Annotated in this window: 18 protein-coding genes; 15 read left to right on the top strand and 3 right to left on the bottom strand. The window is 57.5% G+C overall.

Going from position 1 to position 19,580, the window contains the following annotated elements; translation table 11 throughout:
- Window positions 1–36: 36 nt before the first annotated feature.
- The 15 genes from dnaE to rpoS all read left to right on the top strand — a co-directional run bounded on the left by dnaE (window position 37) and on the right by rpoS (window position 17,422).
- Window positions 37–3,519, top strand: coding sequence for a DNA polymerase III subunit alpha (gene dnaE / locus VJ956_RS15205; RefSeq protein WP_324085886.1), 3,483 nt, complete (start codon window positions 37–39; stop codon window positions 3,517–3,519).
- 116 nt (window positions 3,520–3,635) lie between these two features.
- Window positions 3,636–4,589, top strand: a complete 954-nt coding sequence (gene accA, locus VJ956_RS15200; protein WP_324085885.1) for an acetyl-CoA carboxylase carboxyl transferase subunit alpha — start codon at window positions 3,636–3,638, stop codon at window positions 4,587–4,589.
- Window positions 4,573–5,934 (top strand): tRNA lysidine(34) synthetase TilS, encoded by a 1,362-nt coding sequence (tilS, locus tag VJ956_RS15195; RefSeq protein ID WP_324085884.1) that lies wholly within the window; start codon window positions 4,573–4,575, stop codon window positions 5,932–5,934. Before accA ends, tilS begins: the two co-directional genes overlap by 17 nt.
- Window positions 5,935–6,022: 88 nt before the next feature.
- On the top strand, window positions 6,023–7,651 hold the full coding sequence (locus VJ956_RS15190; protein ID WP_324085883.1) for a CTP synthase: 1,629 nt from the start codon (window positions 6,023–6,025) through the stop codon (window positions 7,649–7,651).
- 2 nt (window positions 7,652–7,653) lie between these two features.
- Window positions 7,654–8,499: a 3-deoxy-8-phosphooctulonate synthase gene (kdsA, locus tag VJ956_RS15185; RefSeq protein WP_324085882.1), complete on the top strand. Its 846-nt coding sequence runs from the start codon at window positions 7,654–7,656 to the stop codon at window positions 8,497–8,499.
- Window positions 8,500–8,684: 185 nt separating this feature from the next.
- The gene (eno, locus tag VJ956_RS15180) at window positions 8,685–9,980 is read left to right on the top strand and encodes a phosphopyruvate hydratase (protein ID WP_324085881.1); all 1,296 of its coding nucleotides are present in this window, start codon (window positions 8,685–8,687) and stop codon (window positions 9,978–9,980) included.
- A 184-nt stretch (window positions 9,981–10,164) separates the two neighbouring features.
- Window positions 10,165–10,437 (top strand): septum formation initiator family protein, encoded by a 273-nt coding sequence (locus VJ956_RS15175; RefSeq protein ID WP_324085880.1) that lies wholly within the window; start codon window positions 10,165–10,167, stop codon window positions 10,435–10,437.
- A 29-nt stretch (window positions 10,438–10,466) separates the two neighbouring features.
- Window positions 10,467–11,165, top strand: coding sequence for a 2-C-methyl-D-erythritol 4-phosphate cytidylyltransferase (gene ispD / locus VJ956_RS15170; protein ID WP_324085879.1), 699 nt, complete (start codon window positions 10,467–10,469; stop codon window positions 11,163–11,165).
- A 37-nt stretch (window positions 11,166–11,202) separates the two neighbouring features.
- Window positions 11,203–11,682: a 2-C-methyl-D-erythritol 2,4-cyclodiphosphate synthase gene (ispF, locus tag VJ956_RS15165; RefSeq protein WP_324085878.1), complete on the top strand. Its 480-nt coding sequence runs from the start codon at window positions 11,203–11,205 to the stop codon at window positions 11,680–11,682.
- Window positions 11,679–12,767, top strand: coding sequence for a tRNA pseudouridine(13) synthase TruD (gene truD, locus VJ956_RS15160; protein ID WP_324085877.1), 1,089 nt, complete (start codon window positions 11,679–11,681; stop codon window positions 12,765–12,767). The genes ispF and truD overlap by 4 nt, the downstream gene beginning before the upstream one ends.
- The gene (gene surE / locus VJ956_RS15155) at window positions 12,745–13,521 is read left to right on the top strand and encodes a 5'/3'-nucleotidase SurE (protein WP_324085876.1); all 777 of its coding nucleotides are present in this window, start codon (window positions 12,745–12,747) and stop codon (window positions 13,519–13,521) included. Before truD ends, surE begins: the two co-directional genes overlap by 23 nt.
- Window positions 13,521–14,177: a protein-L-isoaspartate(D-aspartate) O-methyltransferase gene (locus VJ956_RS15150; protein ID WP_324085875.1), complete on the top strand. Its 657-nt coding sequence runs from the start codon at window positions 13,521–13,523 to the stop codon at window positions 14,175–14,177. Before surE ends, VJ956_RS15150 begins: the two co-directional genes overlap by 1 nt.
- Before the next feature lie 53 nt (window positions 14,178–14,230).
- On the top strand, window positions 14,231–15,121 hold the full coding sequence (locus VJ956_RS15145) for a DUF368 domain-containing protein (protein ID WP_324085906.1): 891 nt from the start codon (window positions 14,231–14,233) through the stop codon (window positions 15,119–15,121).
- Window positions 15,122–15,444: 323 nt separating this feature from the next.
- Complete coding sequence (locus VJ956_RS15140) at window positions 15,445–16,194, top strand: peptidoglycan DD-metalloendopeptidase family protein (RefSeq protein WP_324085874.1); 750 nt, start codon at window positions 15,445–15,447, stop codon at window positions 16,192–16,194.
- Between the two features lie 226 nt (window positions 16,195–16,420).
- Window positions 16,421–17,422 carry an RNA polymerase sigma factor RpoS gene (gene rpoS, locus VJ956_RS15135; RefSeq protein WP_324085873.1) on the top strand — a complete coding sequence of 334 codons (1,002 nt, stop codon included), beginning with the start codon at window positions 16,421–16,423 and terminating at the stop codon, window positions 17,420–17,422.
- A 109-nt stretch (window positions 17,423–17,531) separates the two neighbouring features.
- Here the strand turns inward: rpoS and nth are convergent, their stop codons facing one another.
- The 3 genes from nth to rsxG are packed head-to-tail and all read right to left on the bottom strand — an operon-like array spanning window position 17,532 to window position 19,580.
- Window positions 17,532–18,170 carry an endonuclease III gene (nth, locus tag VJ956_RS15130; RefSeq protein WP_324085872.1) on the bottom strand — a complete coding sequence of 213 codons (639 nt, stop codon included), beginning with the start codon at window positions 18,168–18,170 and terminating at the stop codon, window positions 17,532–17,534.
- Entirely contained in the window at window positions 18,167–18,877 is a 711-nt protein-coding gene (locus VJ956_RS15125; protein ID WP_324085871.1) for an electron transport complex subunit E, read from the bottom strand. Before VJ956_RS15125 ends, nth begins: the two co-directional genes overlap by 4 nt.
- A 1-nt stretch (window position 18,878) precedes the next feature.
- Window positions 18,879–19,580 carry an electron transport complex subunit RsxG gene (gene rsxG, locus VJ956_RS15120; RefSeq protein ID WP_324085870.1) on the bottom strand — a complete coding sequence of 234 codons (702 nt, stop codon included), beginning with the start codon at window positions 19,578–19,580 and terminating at the stop codon, window positions 18,879–18,881.

Genomic DNA, 19,580 nt, shown 5'->3' with positions numbered 1-19,580 from the left:
CGGAACCGGTAATCCATGCAGGAATCTCCCCAGCCCATGTCTGACACCTTTGTTCATTTGCGCGTCCATTCCGAGTATTCAATGGTCGATGGCCTGGTGCGGGTCAAGCCGCTGATCAACCGGGTTGCTGAGCTTGGAATGCCCGCCGTGGGGCTGACCGAGCAGTCCAACATGTGCTCTCTGGTGCGATTCTACAAGGCCGCCATGGCGGCCGGCGTGAAACCTGTTATCGGGGCTGATCTGTGGGTGGATAACCCGGATGAGCCCGAAAACCCCTTCCGCCTGACCCTGCTGGCCCGCAACCAGGACGGCTATCGGAACCTTACCGAGATCGTTTCCCGGGGCTACACCGAAGGGCAGCGGTTTGGTATTCCGATTATTCAGCGCCAATGGCTGGAACACGGTCGCGAAGGATTGATTGCGCTCTCCGGCGGGAAAATGGGCGATGTCGGGCGAGCCCTGCTGGCTGAAAAGCCAGAACTGGCCATGGCAAGGGCGCAATACTGGATGTCGCTGTATCCGGGCTCTTTCTATCTTGAACTCCAGCGCACCGGCCGCCCTGGCGATGAAGACTGCCTGCATGCCAGCGTGGCCCTGGCCACAGAGCTGTCCTGCCCGGTGGTCGCCACCAACGACGTGCATTTTCTGCATGCCGATGATTTCGAAGCGCACGAAGCCCGGGTCTGTATCGGTGAGAGCCGAACCCTCGACGACCCGCGTCGCGACCGCCGTTTCAGCGATCAGCAGTACCTGCGCAGTGCTGATGAAATGATCGAGCTGTTCGCAGACATTCCGGAGGCCGTGCAGAACACCATCGAAATTGCCCGCCGTTGTTCCGTCCAGGTGCGAATGGGGGAATATTTCCTGCCGGATTATCCGGTTCCCGAGAGCATGACCATGGACGAGTTCTTCCGCAAGGTATCGGAAGAAGGCCTGGAAGACCGGCTGGCGAAAACCCTGAGCCCGGACGATCCGGAATACGACCGGAAGCGCGAGGCTTACTATTCCCGCCTGAATTTTGAGCTGGATATCATCATCCAGATGGGGTTCCCCGGTTACTTCCTGATCGTTATGGACTTTATCAAGTGGGCCAAGAACAATGGCGTTCCGGTGGGGCCCGGCCGCGGTTCCGGTGCCGGTTCGCTGGTGGCCTACGCCCAGTTGATTACCGACCTTGACCCGCTGGAATACGACCTGCTGTTTGAGCGGTTTCTCAATCCCGAACGGGTCTCCATGCCGGACTTTGACGTGGACTTCTGTATGGAAGGCCGCGACCGCGTTATTGCGTATGTCGCCGAAAAATATGGTCGTGAAGCGGTCTCCCAGATCATCACCTTCGGTACCATGGCGGCAAAGGCGGTGGTGCGGGATGTGGCAAGGGTTCAGGGCAAGTCCTACGGGCTGGCGGACAAAATGTCCAAAATGATTCCGTTCGAGCCGGGCATGACGCTGGCGAAGGCGGTAGAACAGGAGTCCCAGATCGGCGAGTTTCTGGCAAACGATGAAGAAGCCCAGGAAATCTGGGACATGGCGCTGAAGCTTGAGGGTATTTGCCGCAATGCCGGCAAACACGCCGGTGGCGTGGTGATTGCGCCCACCAGGATTACCGATTTTTCGCCGCTCTACTGTGATGACGAGGGCGGCAGTCTGGTCACCCAGTTCGACAAGGGCGATGTTGAAGACGCCGGGCTTGTGAAGTTCGACTTTCTGGGCCTGCGGACCCTGACGATCATTGACTGGGCCCTGAAAATGATTAATCCGCGCCGGCAGAAGCGCGGTGAGCCTGAGCTGGATATCAACGAAATCCCGCTGAAAGATGCAGCTTCGTTCGAGATGCTGAAAAAGGCGGAAACCACCGCCGTATTCCAGCTGGAATCCCGGGGCATGAAGGATCTGATCCGCCGCCTGCAGCCGGATTCCCTCGAGGACATGATTGCCCTGGTGGCCTTGTTCCGTCCAGGCCCGCTCCAGTCCGGCATGGTGGATGACTTTATCGACCGGAAGCACGGTCGCCAGCCGGTGTCTTTCCCGCACCCGGACTATCAGTATGAAGGCCTGAAGCCGGTGCTGGAGCCCACCTATGGGGTGATCCTGTACCAGGAACAGGTCATGCAGATTGCCCAGGTCATGGCGGGGTACACCCTCGGTAACGCCGATATGCTGCGCCGGGCCATGGGCAAGAAAAAACCCGAGGAAATGGCGAGGCAGAAACAGTTCTTCCTTGATGGCTGTGCCAACAACGGCATTGACAAAACCCTGGCCGAGAATATCTTCGATCTGGTGGAAAAATTTGCCGGTTATGGCTTCAACAAGTCGCATTCGGCCGCCTATGCGCTGGTGTCTTACCAGACGCTCTGGCTCAAGGCCCATTATCCGGCGGAGTTCATGGCGGCGGTGCTGACCGCTGATATGCAGAACACCGATAAAGTCGTCACGCTGGTGGAAGAGTGTCGAAGCATGGGGCTGGAGCTGCTGGTGCCGGACGTCAGTCGTTCTCGGTTCACGTTTACTGTAAACGATGAAGGCCAGATCATCTACGGGCTTGGCGCCGTCAAGGGCCTGGGCGAAGGCCCGATAGACAGCATTGTTGAAAGCCGCACTGACGATGAGCCTTACCAGGACCTGTTCGATTTCTGTCGCAGGGTGGACCTGAAAAAAGTGAACAAGCGGGCCATCGAAGCACTGATTCGTTGCGGCGCCATGGACAAGCTCGGTGCCGGGCGCGCGCAACTGATGGCCAGTATTGATCAGGCGATTCAGCAGGCTGGTCAGCAGTCCCGCAATGAGTCGGTGGGCATGATGGACATGTTTGGTGATATTTTCGCCGGCGGCGAGGGGGAAGACCCTTACAGTGGCGTTGCCCGGGTGAGAGAATGGCCGGAGAAACAGCGGCTCAAGGGTGAAAAGGATACCCTGGGAATCTATCTGACCGGGCATCCGTTCGATGAGTACGAACGGGAAGTGCGCCGGTTTGTGCGCACTCCGATTGCCGAGCTGAAACCCGCCCGTCAGCCCCAGCGGGTTGCGGGCCTGGTGGTCGCCCAGCGCTCAATGAAAACCCGCACCGGCTCCACCATGGCGTTTATAACCCTGGATGATCGCAGCGCCCGGATTGAAGCCACGCTATTTTCCGAGGCGTTTTTCGAGCACAGGGAACTGCTCCAGTCAGATCAGGTTATCGTGGTAGAAGGCCAGGTCAGTCATGATGATTATTCCGGGCAGATGAAAATGCGGGTCAGTTCGGTAATGAATGTAGCAGCGGCGAGGCAGCAGTACAGTCGCGGGCTCCAGCTTGCGATCCGTGCCGATCAGCTTCAGAACGGTCTGCTGGACAAACTTGATGCCACGCTCAGACCCTTCCGTTGTGATGGCAGTCCGGTATGGATTGAATACAGCACCAACGACGCCAGTACACGCATTGAGCTCGGGGAGTCCTGGCGAGTGCAGCCAGACGACGATCTGCTGTTGGAGCTGAAATACCTGGTAGGCGACCAGGCGGTGGAACTGGTCTATGATTAACACAACGTTATACCAAGGTCCGCTTTAGTGACCAGCCTGGCGCTGCTATCTTTGCGGATAATTCTTATTTCCGGCGGCCCCGAGTGTTCGCCCTGCAAATATAATGATGGATCTTCATGAACCCTAACTATCTTGATTTCGAACAGCCTATTGCCGACCTTGAAGCCAAGATCGAAGAGCTTCGTATGGTGGGTAATGACACCGACATCAACATTACCGATGAAATTACCCGGCTGAAGAAAAAAAGTATCAGCCTGACAGAGAGCATTTTCGCGGACCTGAAATCCTGGGATGTGGCACGTCTGGCCCGTCACCCCCGGCGGCCCTATACCTATGACTACATCGAGATGATGTTTGATGATTTCGACGAGTTGCATGGTGATCGCCGATACGCAGATGACAAAGCGATTGTCGGTGGCACGGCGCGGCTTAACGGCAAGCCGGTCATGATCATCGGCCATCAGAAAGGTCGGGAAGTCCGGGAAAAGGTCCAGCGTAATTTCGGTATGCCGAGGCCCGAGGGTTATCGCAAGGCGATCCGCCTGATGGAATTGGCGGAGCGTTTCCATATGCCGGTGCTGACCTTTATCGACACACCCGGCGCCTATCCCGGAATCGGTGCCGAAGAGCGCGGGCAGAGTGAGGCGATTGCCTGCAACCTGGCGGCTATGTCGCGCCTGAGAACGCCGATTATTTCCACCGTCGCCGGTGAGGGTGGCTCGGGGGGCGCACTGGCCATTGGCGTCTGCGATCAGCTCAATATGCTTCAGTATTCCACTTATTCGGTTATTTCCCCGGAAGGCTGCGCGTCGATCCTGTGGAAAAGTTCCGATCATGCTGCCGAGGCCGCAGAAGCGATGGGCGTTACCGCTGACCGGCTGAAAGAGCTGGGCATTGCCGACAACCTGATCCAGGAGCCACTGGGAGGCGCCCATCGCGCGCCGGAAAAAATGGCGGAGTCGCTGAAAGCGGTTCTTGCCCAGGGCGTTGAAGAACTCAGTGCGTTATCGATCGACGACCTGGTCGCGCGCCGTTACGAGCGGCTGACCCATTATGACACGGGCCGGTAAGGCCGGCCCCGAACGCGCCTGGCCAGAGGCACTCACCGCCGCCATCAGAAATCTGCCCGACCACTCCGGTCTTTACGTTGCTCTCAGTGGCGGCCTTGATTCGGTTGTTCTGCTTCAGGCTCTTGCTCGCGATTGCCGCAGCAGCGACCGGCTGACCGCAGTGCACGTCAATCATCAGCTCCAACCCAACGCCGGGGAGACCGAAAACTTCTGTCGGCGTTTGTGTGAGTCCCTTCAGGTCCGCTGTCAGATTATCCGGGTGGAGGTATCAGCCACGCCTTCCGGTGATTTCCCGGGTACCAGTGGCCTTGAAGAGGCTGCCCGGGACGCCCGTTACCGGGCCTTCAGATCCTGCCTCGCAGCTAATGACCTGTTGTTGATGGCGCACCATGCCGATGATCAGGCCGAAACCGTGCTGTTCCGGCTGCTGCGTGGAACCGGTGTGGCTGGTCTGGCTGGCATGCCGGCGTTCCGGGCGCTCGGCAACGGCGCGCTTTATCGTCCATTGCTGAATTTCAGCCGCCAGCAGCTGGAAGCCTGGGCCGCGGAGCAGTCGTTTGACTGGATCGAGGATCCCAGCAACCAGGATCAGCGGTTCGACAGGAACTACCTGCGCAAGGCCATCATTCCGGCCCTGAAACAACGCTGGCCCACTCTGAACCGTCGGTTGGCATCGACGGCCCGCGCTTGCAGCGAGAGTGACGAGCTTGCCAGCAGTCTGGGCCGTCTTCATTTTTCCCGCTGCGGGACATCAGATGGCGGGCTGGATATTTCCCTGCTGGCCGGATTAACCCTGGTGGAACAGAAAAATCTGATTCGCTGGTGGGTTGGGCGTCAGCAGCGCTCGCCGCCCAATCCGGCTGACTGGGGCGGGCTCATGTCTGCTTTTATCGACTCCGGTGACGACCGCCAGCCGCAGTATTGCGGTGACGGTTATGTGATCCGTCGACATCAGAACACGCTTTACCTGGTTAGCGGTCACTCCGCAACGGGTGACCAGGGAGTGCCGGTATTGCCCGGTCAGGAAACTGCCTGGGGTGAGTGGCGGCTTTGGTTGCAGGCGGCCGGTGCGGAAAGCGGAACCGCCCCGGAACTGCAGGTTTGCCTGCGCCAGGGCGGCGAGCGCATCCGGACGCGCGCGGGTGGTCCCTCAAAACCGTTGAAAAAATGGCTGCAGGAGCAGGCGGTGCCAGCCTGGGAGCGAAATTGTCTTCCGCTTGTAAAAAACACGGCCAGCGCCAGTGATGAAGTCGTTGCCGTCGGTCAGCTGTGGATCTCAGAGCACTACAGCGGCAGGGCTCCCGCAAGTGGCTGGCGCCTGGTTCTGGAACGGGATTACGATTGAGTAGGTGGGGGACTTCTGGTAATCTGATGTCCCATCCCGAGATGACAATCTCCCTCCTCCACCGAACCAGACAATTCACGGAATCTGCATGACCCGTTATATTTTCGTCACCGGCGGTGTCGTGTCCTCCTTGGGGAAAGGAATCGCCTCTGCCTCTCTGGCTGCGATCCTGGAGGCACGCGGCCTTAAGGTCACCATTCTCAAGCTGGACCCGTACATTAACGTGGACCCCGGCACCATGAGCCCGTTCCAGCATGGTGAAGTCTTTGTCACCGAAGACGGCGCGGAAACGGACCTGGATCTGGGTCACTACGAACGGTTTATCCGCACCCCCATGACCCGCCGGAACAATTTCACCACCGGAAGGGTCTATGAGGAAGTGATCCGCAAGGAGCGCAGGGGCGACTATCTCGGCGGGACCGTTCAGGTCATTCCCCACATCACCGACGAAATCAAACGCCGGGTCGTCGAGGGCGCTGCGGGGGTGGACGTTGCCATGATCGAAATTGGCGGCACCGTGGGTGACATCGAATCACTGCCGTTTCTGGAAGCCTGCCGGCAACTGAGAGTGGAAGTGGGTTCCCAGCGTGCCCTGTTCATGCATCTCACCCTGGTTCCCTATATTGCGACCGCCGGTGAGATCAAAACCAAACCGACCCAGCATTCGGTAAAAGAAATGCGCTCAATCGGTCTGCAGCCGGATATCCTGCTGTGCCGGTCCGAGCACGAGGTCGATACCAGCTCCCGCCGCAAGATTGCGCTGTTTACCAACGTGGAAGAGCGCGCGGTCATTCCGCTTCAGGACGCGAAATCCATTTATGCCATCCCGCGAATGCTCCATGAGTTCGGCCTGGACCAGCTGGTCATAGAGCGTTTCTCACTTGACGCCAATCCGGCGGATCTGAGTGAGTGGGATGCGGTCATTGAGTCCCTGCTGAACCCCGACGGCGAAGTGACCGTCGCCATGGTGGGCAAGTACATGGAGCTGCTGGACGCCTATAAGTCATTGGTCGAGTCACTATTGCATGCCGGTATCAAGACCCGTACCAAGGTCCGGATCAACTATATCGATTCCGAAGACATAGAGCGGGATGGCACCGGCGCGCTGGAAAGCGCCGATGCCATTCTGGTACCCGGCGGTTTCGGTGAGCGCGGGGTGGAGGGCAAGATTCGCACCGTCCGTTATGCCCGGGAAAACCGGGTGCCCTACCTGGGCATCTGTCTGGGTATGCAGGTAGCGGTTATTGAATATGCCCGTAACGTCGCCGGTCTGGAGGGTGCTCACAGCACGGAATTCCGCGAGCATGCCCCGGCGCCCGTTGTGGGCCTGATTACCGAATGGCTGGATGCCAGTGGCGAGAAGGAAGAGCGTTCAGACGAGTCCGATCTTGGCGGCACCATGCGCCTTGGTGCCCAGGACTGCGTTGTGGAAGAGGGCTCGACCATCGCCGGTTGCTATGGCAAGAAAACCATTCGCGAACGTCACCGTCATCGCTATGAAGTGAACAACCATTTTCTGCCGCAGCTTGAAGGTGCGGGGTTGCGGGTTTCCGGCAGGTCCACTGACGGCAAGCTGGTGGAGGTAATCGAAGTGCCGGACCATCCCTGGTTTGTAGCCTGCCAGTTCCACCCGGAATTCACCTCCACCCCCCGGGACGGTCACCCGCTGTTCAAAGGCTTCGTGGAAGCCGCGCTGGCACGAAAAAAGGAATCCTGATTATGGCAAGGAGCATGGTTGAGGTTTCCGGCATTCAGGTCGCCAACGACAGGCCCTTTGTGCTGTTTGGCGGCATGAATGTGCTGGAATCCAGGGATCTGGCTTTCGAGGTAGCGGATGCGTACGTAGAGGTGTGTTCAAAGCTTGGCATCCCCTACGTTTTCAAGGCTTCATTTGATAAAGCCAATCGCTCGTCGGTTAACTCCTTTCGTGGGCCCGGCCTTGAAAAGGGTTTGCAGATTCTTGCTGATATCAAAAGCAGATACGGCATGCCCATTATTTCCGATGTCCACGAGCCGGAGCAGGCAGCACCTGCGGCGGAAGTGTGCGACATCATTCAGTTGCCGGCTTTTTTGAGTCGACAGACCGATCTGGTGGTTGCCATGGCCCGGACTGGGGCGGTGATCAACATTAAAAAAGCCCAGTTCCTCGCGCCCCAGGAAATGAAGCATATCATCACCAAGTGTGGAGAAGCCGGTAACGATAAAATCATTCTGTGTGAGCGCGGCACCAGCTTTGGTTACAACAACCTGGTGGTGGATATGCTCGGTTTTGGCATCATGAAAGCGATGAATGTTCCGGTGATGTTTGACGTCACCCATGCCTTGCAGATGCCGGGTGGCCGCGCCGACTCGGCCGGTGGTCGCCGCGCTCAGGTAACGGAACTGGCATTGGCGGGTATGTCACAGGGCCTGGCCGGATTGTTCCTGGAGGCGCACCCTGATCCGGATAACGCCATGTGCGACGGCCCCTGCGCGTTGCGGCTCAGCCAGCTGGAACCGTTCCTCGAGAGGGTGAAAGCCGTGGATGAACTGGTGAAAAGCTTTAAACCTGTCGACACCGCCTGATTGGCGGTGTTGGCGTTTGACGACTGAAGATTCGGGAGCGAATGGGGAATGGCTTTGCAAAAATGTGCGGAGCCAGGGATGGCGGAGCCCAAGCGCACATGGATGTGCTTGTAGCGTTTTTTGCAAAGCCATTCCCCATTCGCTCTTGCTCCCAATTGAAAAGATAGATCTGGAGAATCGGAAGAATGACCAAGATTGCCAATATCAAAGGCCGTGAGGTTCTGGATTCGCGCGGGAACCCGACAGTAGAGGCGGATGTGATTCTGGAAGACGGTACGGTGGGCAGCGCTTGTGCTCCATCTGGTGCCTCAACGGGTTCGCGGGAAGCACTCGAGCTTCGCGACGGTGATTCGTCACGCTACCTGGGCAAAGGCGTAACCAAAGCGGTTGGGGCTGTAAAGGGCGCAATCCGTGAAGCGCTTGTTGGGAAGGACGCCGCCGACCAGCGTGGTCTGGACAAAATCATGCTGGACCTGGATGGTACGGACAACAAGGCGAACCTGGGGGCGAACGCCATTCTTGCAGTTTCCCTGGCTGCGGCAAAAGCTGCGGCGACTTCTCTTGGCAAACCGCTGTATGCCCATATCGCTGACATCAACGGCACTTCCGGCCAATACAGCATGCCGGTGCCGATGATGAACATCCTTAACGGCGGTGAGCATGCGGATAATAACGTGGATATCCAGGAGTTCATGGTCCAGCCGGTTGCAACCCGGACCTTTGCTGAAGGTCTGCGTGTAGGCGCAGAGATTTTCCATTGCCTGAAGAAAGTATTAAAGGCACAGGGTCTGAATACCGCAGTAGGTGACGAAGGCGGTTTTGCGCCGGATCTTCCGTCCAACGAGGCTGCGCTTGCCGTCATTCAGGAAGCTGTCGAGAATGCCGGTTACAAGCTGGGGAGTGATGTGACTCTGGCTCTGGACTGTGCCTCCTCGGAGTTCTACAAGGACGGCCAGTACCAGCTTGCCGGAGAGGGCAAGAGCTTTGATTCTGCGGGCTTTGCGGATTATCTGGCCGGACTGTGTGAGCGTTATCCCATCGTGTCCATTGAAGATGGCATGGACGAGAGCGACTGGGACGGCTGGAAGGTTCTGACCGACAAGCTTGGCAGCAGGGTACAGCTTGTGGGCGACGATCTTTTTGTCACCAATACCCGGATTCTCAGGGAAGGCATCGAAAAGGGGGTTGGTAACTCGATTCTGATCAAGTTCAACCAGATCGGCAGCCTGACCGAGACTCTAGACGCCATCAAAATGGCTCAGGATGCCGGTTATACCGCCGTTATCTCGCATCGTTCCGGGGAAACCGAAGATACCACCATTGCCGATCTGGCAGTTGCGACCTGCGCCGGGCAGATCAAGACCGGGTCGCTATGCCGGTCTGACCGGGTGGCCAAGTACAACCAGTTGCTCCGTATCGAAGAGGCGCTGGGCAATAACGCACCATATCGTGGCCTGAAAGAAATCAAGGGTCAGAGCTAGCACCGGGCACCGGGGTCAGACCCCTGGCGGGTCTGTTGGCGCCACGGAATCAGGAAAAGTCCATCACGTTGCAGTTACCCGGAATGTGATGGCTTTCTTATACAAGTGCTTAGCAGCACTTGTTGAAAAACTACGCTAAGGTCTATACTCAACACTCGGTGTTGATACGGTATGCATAACTGCAATGAAACTGCTTTGGTCCATCATGGTTTTGCTGATCATCCTGCTACAGTTCCGGCTATGGGTCGGGGAAGGCAGCTTTGCCCAGGTATGGGGGCTGGAGGAAGCCATCACAGAGCAGCGCGCAGAAAACACCGACCTTGCCGTACGCAATGAACGTCTGTTTGCCGAGGTCCAGAATCTGCGGGGACAGCAGGGCGCCCTGGAAGAACGGGCCCGGATGAATCTGGGGCTGATCCGTGACAACGAAACCTTCTTTCTGGTGGTCGAGCCATAGCAGACTGCCTTTCAACGCCGACCATGCCCATGACTACCCCCAGACTCTGGCTTGTTATTCCCGCCGCCGGCTCCGGCCAGAGAATGCATTCGTCCCGTCCCAAACAGTATCAATCGTTGCGTGGAAACCTGATTCTGGATCTGGCCATATCGCGGATTACCGCGACCGTTACGCTGGCCGGCTGCGTTGTTGCTATCCGTCCGGACGACCCCTGGTGGGGTGAGACCCGGGCCAGTAAAGACGACCGTATCACTTGTTGCACCGGCGGCAGGGAGCGTGCAGACTCGGTGCTCGCTGGCCTGCAGTCGCTGCAAGCCCGGGCGGAGGAAAATGACTGGGTTCTGGTGCACGATGCTGCCAGGCCATGTCTGCATCCCGATGATCTTAATCGACTGGTGTCCCGGCTGTCTGACCACGGGGTTGGTGGGTTACTGGCAACGCCGGTAGCGGATACCCTGAAGAAAACCGGCGCCGGGACACTGGATGTTCAGGAAACGGTAGACCGGAGCCACCTCTGGCGTGCCCTGACCCCGCAGATGTTTCGTTACGGAATCCTGAAAACCGCTTTACAGGCGGCGCTTTCAGCCGGGCGCCCCGTCACCGATGAAGCCTCTGCGGTCGAGCAGTCCGGTTATTTCCCCTGTATTGTCGAGGGTCGTCCCGATAACATCAAGATAACGGTACCAGCGGATCTGGCGTTGGCGGATTTTTTGCTCAGCCGCTTCTGAATTCACTTCGGTCGATCGGTAAAAAAGGAAACCCAGCATGCGAATAGGGCAGGGCTTTGATGTCCACGCCTTCTGTGAAGGCGATCATGTCGTTCTCGGTGGCGTAACCATTCCATCCGAGCAGGCTATCAAGGCGCATTCGGATGGGGATGTGCTTTTGCACGCGCTTGCCGATGCCTTGCTGGGTGCCGTTGCCCTGGGTGATATCGGCCACCTGTTTCCGGATACCAGTGATGAGTGGGCGGGAGCAGACAGCCGGAATCTGTTGCGCAGGGTAATGGAGCGGGTAATGGAAGAAGGTTACAAAGTGGCCAACGTCGATACCACCATTATTGCTCAGGCACCGAAAATGGCTCCGCATATTCAGACCATGCGGCTGAATATTGCCGAAGATCTGAATGTTGCCGCCAATCGTGTCAGTGTGAAGGCAACCACCACGGAACGCCTGGGGTTCACCGGCCGTGGCGAGGGCATTGCCTGCCAGGCCGTCTGTCTGCTTGAGCCGGATTTACTGTGACTAACGCCCCTGATTCACCCGGCCTGAAGCGCTGGCGGCTGGACTGGCCGACATCCACCGGACAGCGGGTCGGGCAGGCCGTGCTCAAAGCCAGTGCCTCCGATTTTGTTGTCGATGAGCAACTGGATGTTGCTGGTTGCGCAGGCGGTGAGCACCTTTACCTGCGCCTTGAAAAAACCGGCGATAATACCGAGTTTGTCGCCCGTCAGCTTGCTGCACTGGCTGAATGCCGCCATTTTGATGTCGGCTTTTGTGGCTTGAAAGACCGTCATGCGGTGGCTCGCCAGTGGTTCAGTATCTACCGCCCGGGCCTTGAGGCAGACGATACCGCTCTGATGTCCAGGATTGCTGAAACCTGGCCCGTGCTCGCCGGGTGCCGGGGTCAGAAAAAGCTGCGCCGCTCCGACCATCACGGCAACCGGTTCGAGATAACCCTGACTGGTGTCAGCGGGCAGAAAGAGGCGATTGACGAAACCCTGCAAAGACTCGGTAAGAAAGGCTGCCCGAATTACTTTGGCCCTCAGCGATTTGGCTTCCGGGGTGGCAACCTGGACCGGGCAATTGCGATGGATCCGGCCCGAATGATTTCCGGCCGGCGGCGAAGTCGTAAAAACCAGGGGCGCGGGCGTTCTTCCGCTGGCAGTGGCGAGTCTAAAAACGTATTGTACTTTTCGGCGGCGCGTTCCTGGCTGTTCAATGAGGTGCTTGCCCGGAGGGTAGAGGACGGCAACTGGCAGAGTATCCTGGACGGTGAACCCGGCCTGTCCGGCACGGCGGAGTCAACGGCAACAGGCCCTATGTGGGGCGACGGCGGTACGGAAGCTGTTGCGGAACAGGGTGAAATCGAACGTTCGGTGGTTTCCCGTTACCCGGAAATCGAATCGGTTTTTGCGGCGACCCGGATGAAACCGGAGCGTCGTAGCCTGGTTATGATGCCAAAATCCTTGAGCTGGGAATGGCTCGACCCGGAACGGCTACTGATTTGTTTTTCGTTACCTCCCGGGCAGTATGCAACAACCCTGCTCGGCGATGTGTTTGATCTGGCGGTAAGTGGAGGCAACAGTGCGAATTCTGTTATCCAATGATGACGGTGTGCATTCGCCGGGCCTGAAGGCCCTGTATGAGGGGCTTGAGGGGCTGGGCGAATTACATGTGCTGGCCCCTGACCGTGATCATAGCGGTGCCAGCAATGCGCTTACACTGAACCGCCCGTTGACGGTTGAAAACCGCTCCAATGGTTTTCAGTCCGTGGATGGTACCCCGACCGACTGTGTCCACCTCGCGGTCAACGGCCTTTTTGACAAGCCGTTTGACAGGGTGGTTTCCGGAATCAACACTCACGCCAATCTTGGCGACGACATCATCTATTCGGGCACGGTGGCTGCCGCTACAGAGGGCCGGCATCTGGGCCTTCCGGCTATTGCCGTGTCACTGGTCAATGAGGGGCGCTTTCATTACGAGACCGCTGCCCGCGTTGTCAGGATATTGCTGGCAGGCACGTCGCCGGATTCCCTTGGCCCCCGCTGCATTTTAAATGTGAATGTGCCGGATCTGCCCTGGGACGAGATTGCCGGCTTCCGGGTAACCCGTCTGGGCCACCGCGACCGTGCCGAAGGTGCAGTGCTGATGACTTGCCCGCGAGGCAGAACCCGCTACTGGATTGGCGCGCCGGGCGAGGGTGTCGATGCCGGTGACGGAACCGACTTTCAGGCCGTCAGGGATCACTTTGTCAGCATCACACCTGTGCATGTGGATATGACCCGCCACGATGCGCTACCCCCGCTGGAGCGCTGGGTCGAGCGGCTGAATCTGGTGCCGGACGGGGGGGAAGCACGCTGATGGTTGCCGAACTGGATGGTATCGGGATGACCTCCCGGCGAACCCGTATGCGGTTGATTCAGCGTCTTCGGGAATCCGGCATTACCCATGAGCAGGTACTGACCGCCATGTCGAATGTGCCCAGGCACATCTTTCTGGATGAGGCCCTTGCCCACCGCTCCTACGAAGATACGTCCCTGCCTATCGGATACAGCCAGACCCTGTCCCAGCCGTACATTGTTGCCCGCATGACGGAAGTTCTGATGAAATACAAGCCGTCGCGGGTGCTGGAGCTGGGGACTGGCTCCGGCTACCAGACAGCAATACTGGCAGCGCTGGTCGATCAGGTCTTCAGCGTTGAGCGTATCAGACCGCTGCAGGATCGTGCCCGTGAGCGGCTGCGTACACTGGGGGTGCGCAATGCGCTGATGAAACACGCCGACGGTGGTATGGGCTGGCCTGACAAGGGACCCTTCGATGGCATTATGGTAACGGCTGCTCCGCGTGAAGTACCGGAGGAGCTCAAGTCCCAACTGGCTGATGGTGGTGTTCTGGTTGCGCCGATCGGAGAGGGTACCCAGATGCTGACAGCAATTGTCCGTAAGGGGGATCGCTTCGAGATTAACGAAGTGGAGCCGGTGCGGTTTGTCCCCTTGCTGGCAGGAGTTGTCCGTTGAGCGAACTGAATCCGGACCGGAATCAGGCGCTCTGGACCGTGTTTCTGCGGGGCATGGCGATGGGCGCCGCAGATATCGTGCCGGGTGTGTCGGGCGGTACCATCGCCTTTATTACCGGTATCTATTTTCGCCTGCTGCAAGCCATCAGTCGCATACCTGAAGCGACTCTCCGGCATCTTCGCAAAGGTCATTTTCGCTCCTTCTGGTCGGACTGTGACGGCACCTTCCTGGCGTTTCTGCTTGCCGGCGTGCTTGTCAGTATTGCCGCTCTTGCTTCGGCCATCAGTTATGCTCTGGACCAGTACCCCATTCTGATCTGGAGTTTCTTTTTTGGCCTTATTACGGCGTCTGTTTGGCACGTCAGCCGTCAGATAAAGTCCCCGCGCGCCATTCTATGGTTTCCTTTTGCCCTCGGTACCGGTTTTGCCTGGTGGATAACCACGCTTTCCGGTATGCCCCTGAATCCCTCTGCGCTGATGTTCCTGGGCTCCGGCGCTCTGGCAATCTGTGCAATGATATTGCCCGGCATATCCGGCTCTTTCATTCTGGTTCTTCTGGGCATGTACACCCCGGTTCTGGACGCGATACGGTCGCTGGACTTTGCCACGGTGGGCGTTTTCGCGGGCGGATGCCTGATCGGTCTGCTTTCGGTGGCCCGGATCATCACCTGGGCGTTTTCCCGGTTCCATGATCTGGTGCTCGCATTGCTGACCGGCTTTATGGTGGGTGCGCTGAACAAAGTCTGGCCCTGGAAGCAAACCCTGAGCTGGCGCATCAACAGTTCCGGCGAGCAGGTTCCCCTGAGCGAGGCAGGCGTCAGCCCCTTCAGCTATGCTGATATAGCCGGGCAAGACCCGCAGTTGCTGCTGGCCTGCGTTTTTGCGCTGGCCGGTATAATGCTGGTGCTGGGCGTGGAGTGGGCCGGTGCAGCCAGAGAAGAATGATCGCCAGTTCGCACCTTGTTTGCGGCTGGTGTTACTTTTCCGGTCCAGTCAGTTGTTTCGGGCAGTAACACGTAACGGCGCACAGTAACTTGGTATTGCGCATAAAATGTGCAATAAATTAATGGCTTAGTTTAAAGACCTGATAGCTGCCCGCGTTTTTTATACAAAAATAGATTAAAAGGGCTATTTTTATTCCTTTTTGATCGGTGTCCAGGTTTGTGTTTTTTACAATGTCATTTTGGGGCCTCATGCTTACCGGCAATTTTCTACACCCTGAATCCGGTTTAATGACCGGCGCACGGCTTTTTTCGGGATGCCGGTTGATGGTCGCCACATTGATCATTGCGCTCGGTCTGGCCGGGTGCAATACGCCCCAGATTCACCAGGACGACCGCTACAATCCTCCCGTTTACTGGGGCCGCCATGTGGTAAAAGCCGGTGAAACCCTCTACAGCATTGCCTGGCGTTACGGGCGGGACTACCGTGAACTGGGCGATGCCAATGACATACCGCCACCCTACGATCTTCAGGCAGGGCAGGTGCTGCGCCTCGACAGACGGGGCAATGTGTCGGTGGCGTCCGGCTCTCCCCGTTCCCCGGATCCGACCCGGCGCCCACCCCCTTCCGATTCACCTGCGCCAACAGTTTCAAAGTCGGCAAATACGTCAGTGCCGACGAATCAGCGAAGCCAGACTGTCGCCAGCATCGCGTGGCACTGGCCCCACCTTGGCACCATAATTGCAGCTTATTCAACCTCCGGTAAAGTCAATAAAGGTATTGATATTAATGGGAATCCGGGTGACTCTATCCGGGCAGCGGCAAACGGAAACGTGGTTTATGCGGGTGATGGTTTGCTTGGCTACGGTAATCTGGTCATAGTGAATCATAATGAGCACTTTCTCAGTGCCTATGCCCATAACCGAAAAGTTCTGGTCAGAGAGGGGGAAGAAGTCGTCGCCGGGCAAATTATTGCCGAGTTGGGCAGCAGCGGCACAGACCGGCCAAAACTGCATTTTGAAATTCGGAAAAATGGCAACCCGGTAAATCCGTTGCCGTATCTGCCGCCGCGCTGAGAATTGTTCAGGCCATGGTAGTCGCCGGCAAAGAGCGCAGAAACAAGAATCAGAAAAACAGAAAATAGCAAAAAGGAAAAAGTGGCTAACAACAAAAACAACAATAGCGATGGTCTGGAACAGCCAGCAGATGATGTCCTGAACAAGAAAACAGATAACAACAGCGCTCAGCACAATAAGAAACTGTGAGCAAACATCCAGGATAGTCGAAAGACGGGGCAAGCGTATGTCGTCAGAGCAGGAAGAACTTATTATTGATCGTGTTGCAGATGCAGAAGAATCAGATGACCCGGTGTTAGCCGAAGACAAGGTCGAAAAAGAAGAAGCAGTCGATACTGAGGCTGCGGCCACCGAAACTGAAATACCGGCCCAGGGTCGCTATTTCACCAGTGCCAAACAGCTGGATGCTACTCAGCTGTATCTTAACGAAATCGGATTTTCTCCCCTGTTAACCCCCGAAGAAGAGGTTTATTTTGCTCGTCTGTCGCGCAAGGGCGAGGAATCGGGCCGCAAGCGGATGATTGAAAGCAACCTTCGGCTGGTAGTCAAGATCGCCCGACGGTATGTGAACCGGGGGCTGACACTGCTGGACCTGATTGAGGAAGGCAACCTTGGTCTGATTCGTGCCGTTGAAAAATTCGACCCGGAGCGCGGGTTTCGTTTCTCGACCTATGCAACCTGGTGGATCCGTCAGACGATTGAACGGGCGATCATGAACCAGACCCGCACAATCCGGTTGCCGATTCATGTGGTCAAAGAGCTTAACCTTTACCTTCGGGCGGCCCGCGAGCTCACCCAGAGGCTTGATCACGAGCCCACCGCGGAAGAAATAGCGCAGATGGTGGACAAGCCCATTGCGGACGTCAAGCGGATGCTGGGCCTTAATGAGCGCGTTGCGTCAATGGACATGCCCATTGGTAGTGGCGGCGAAAAGTCTCTGCTGGATACGGTCGCTGACGAGGGGGCAACGGATCCCGCCGATCAGTTGCAGGACAACAATATGTGTTCCTGCGTCGAGAAGTGGATTGATCAGCTTAGCGACAAGCAGCAGGAAGTGTTGTCCCGGCGTTTCGGTCTCCGTGGTTATCCGATCAGTACACTGGAGGAAGTCGGGCAGGAGATTGGCCTCACCCGCGAGCGGGTTCGCCAGATTCAGGTTGAGGCCCTGCGCCGCCTTCGCGAAATTCTCGAGAAAGAAGGCCTGTCAGGTACAATGCTGTTCAAATAGAATGTCCGGAACCGATAAATCCGGAGACAGAGAGAAACCGGCCCTTTCGGGGGCCGTTTTTTTTCTGCTCAATCCGGAACCAGCCGGCAGGCTGATTCGATCCGGTTCATCAGAGATAGTCCCTTTTGTGTTTGAACTCGCAAAGATCCTCAATTTCGCAGGCGCCGCACCGGGGCTTTCGCGCCGTGCAGGTGTAACGGCCGTGCAGGATCAGCCAGTGATGGGCATCCATGAGAAACTCTCTGGGCACCAGCTTCATCAGCCGCCGTTCAACCTCAACTACGTTTTTACCCGTTGCAATCCCCGTCCGGTTGGACACCCGGAATATGTGGGTATCCACGGCCATGGCCGGCTGGCCGAAGGCGGTATTCAGGACCACGTTGGCGGTTTTCCTGCCCACGCCCGGTAATGCCTCCAGGTCTTCCCGGTTGGCCGGCACCTGACCGTTGTGTTTCTCGATCAGGACCTTGCAGGTTTTGATCACGTTCTCCGCCTTGCTGTTAAAAAGGCCGATGGTCCTGATGTATTCCTTCAGTCCTTCAACTCCAAGCTGATAGATCCCTTCCGGCGTGTTGGCGACAGGAAAAAGCTTTGCCGTGGCCTTGTTCACACCAACGTCGGTTGCCTGGGCGGAAAGAATAACGGCAACCAGAAGCTCAAACGGATTCGAGTAGTTCAGCTCGGTGGTTGGCGACGGATTGGCGTCTCTCAGCCGCCTGAAAATGGCGGTTCGCTTTGCCCTGTTCATGACACGTTGCCTGTTACGCGGACCCGCCTGCTTCCGGCCTCGACAGGCTGAACCACGGCCCGGCGGGCCTTGAGGTGATTATCGATGCCGTTTTTAAGTGCAATAAGCAGTCCCAGGCCAATAAAGGCGCCGGGCGGCAATACCATGAACAGCACATTCGGATAGTTTTCCAGCGGGCGGATGACCCAGTCACTGGCAACTGGTCCCAGCAAAAGGTCCATGTCGGCCAGCAGGGTGCCCTGACCAACCAGTTCGCGAATGGCGCCAAGGGCGACCAGTACCAACAGGAAGCCGAGACCCATCATGAAGCCGTCAAGCAGCGCCGGCAGTGGCGGATTTTTCACCGCGAACGCTTCGGCACGGCCCAGAATGGCACAGTTGGTAACGATAAGAGGAATGAAAATCCCCAGTATCAGGTAGAGCTCATAGGTAAAAGCCTGCATCAGCAGTTCGGCACAGGTTACGAACGACGCGATAATCATTACAAACGCCGGCAGCCGCACGGATTCGCTGACAAAATTGCGGATCAGGGAGACCGCAAGGTTGGACCCCATCAGCACCAGCAGTGTGGCCAGTCCCAGGCCGATGGCGTTGACCACGGTGCTGGTAACAGCCAGCAGCGGGCACAGACCAAGCACCTGCACCAGGGCCGGGTTATTGCCCCAGAGGCCGTCACGGATGATTTCTGAGCTGGATTTGGTCGCCATGTCAGGAATGCTCCTGTTTTGATTCGCTACCCGCCAGGGACTCTGGCGTTACCGGATCTCCTTGCGGCGATGCCGGTTGTCTGATGATTTCCCTGATCTGCTGCCGGTTCTCGCGAAAATACATCAGGGTCTCCTTTACCGTGCTCACCACGGCCGACGGTGTAATGGTGGCGCCGGTGAACTGATCAAACACTCCGCCGTTTTTTTTGACAGCCCACTGTTCTGGTTCCGGGTTATCCAGCGAACGGCCCTCGAAGCTAAGGATCCAGTCGGATTTTCTGGTCTCGATCTTGTCACCCAGCCCCGGGGTTTCCCGGTGGTCAGTCACCCGGACACCCAGAATGTGGCCCTCAAGGTCTATACCGATCAGCAGGCGTATGTCACCGGAATAGCCGTCCGTCGCTGTCACCGGAAGTATAAGCGCAAATGGGCGCTCACTCCGGCGCGCCACCCAGGCCGTCAGAGGTTCGCCGTCGGTCAGAGTCTTGCTGGCGGGCAGGGAAACGGTAGCTCTGAGGAGTTCGTTGTCGTGCCGGTTTGCAGGAATGATTTCGAACAATGCAGCGGCCTCGGCACGGGCTATCTGTTGCTCGATGCGGTCCTGAGTAAGTGCATGGGTGAGGGCAATGGTGCCGCCGGTAATGATGGCAAAAAGGCCAAGCCCGATGGCGTTTCGCCCCATGGATTGTCCGATACCTGCCAT

This window comes from Marinobacter sp., from assembly GCF_035268745.1.
Classification (GTDB): domain Bacteria; phylum Pseudomonadota; class Gammaproteobacteria; order Pseudomonadales; family Oleiphilaceae; genus Marinobacter.
Note: the sequence above shows the minus strand (reverse complement) of the source record. Positions and strands in the feature narration are given on the sequence as shown.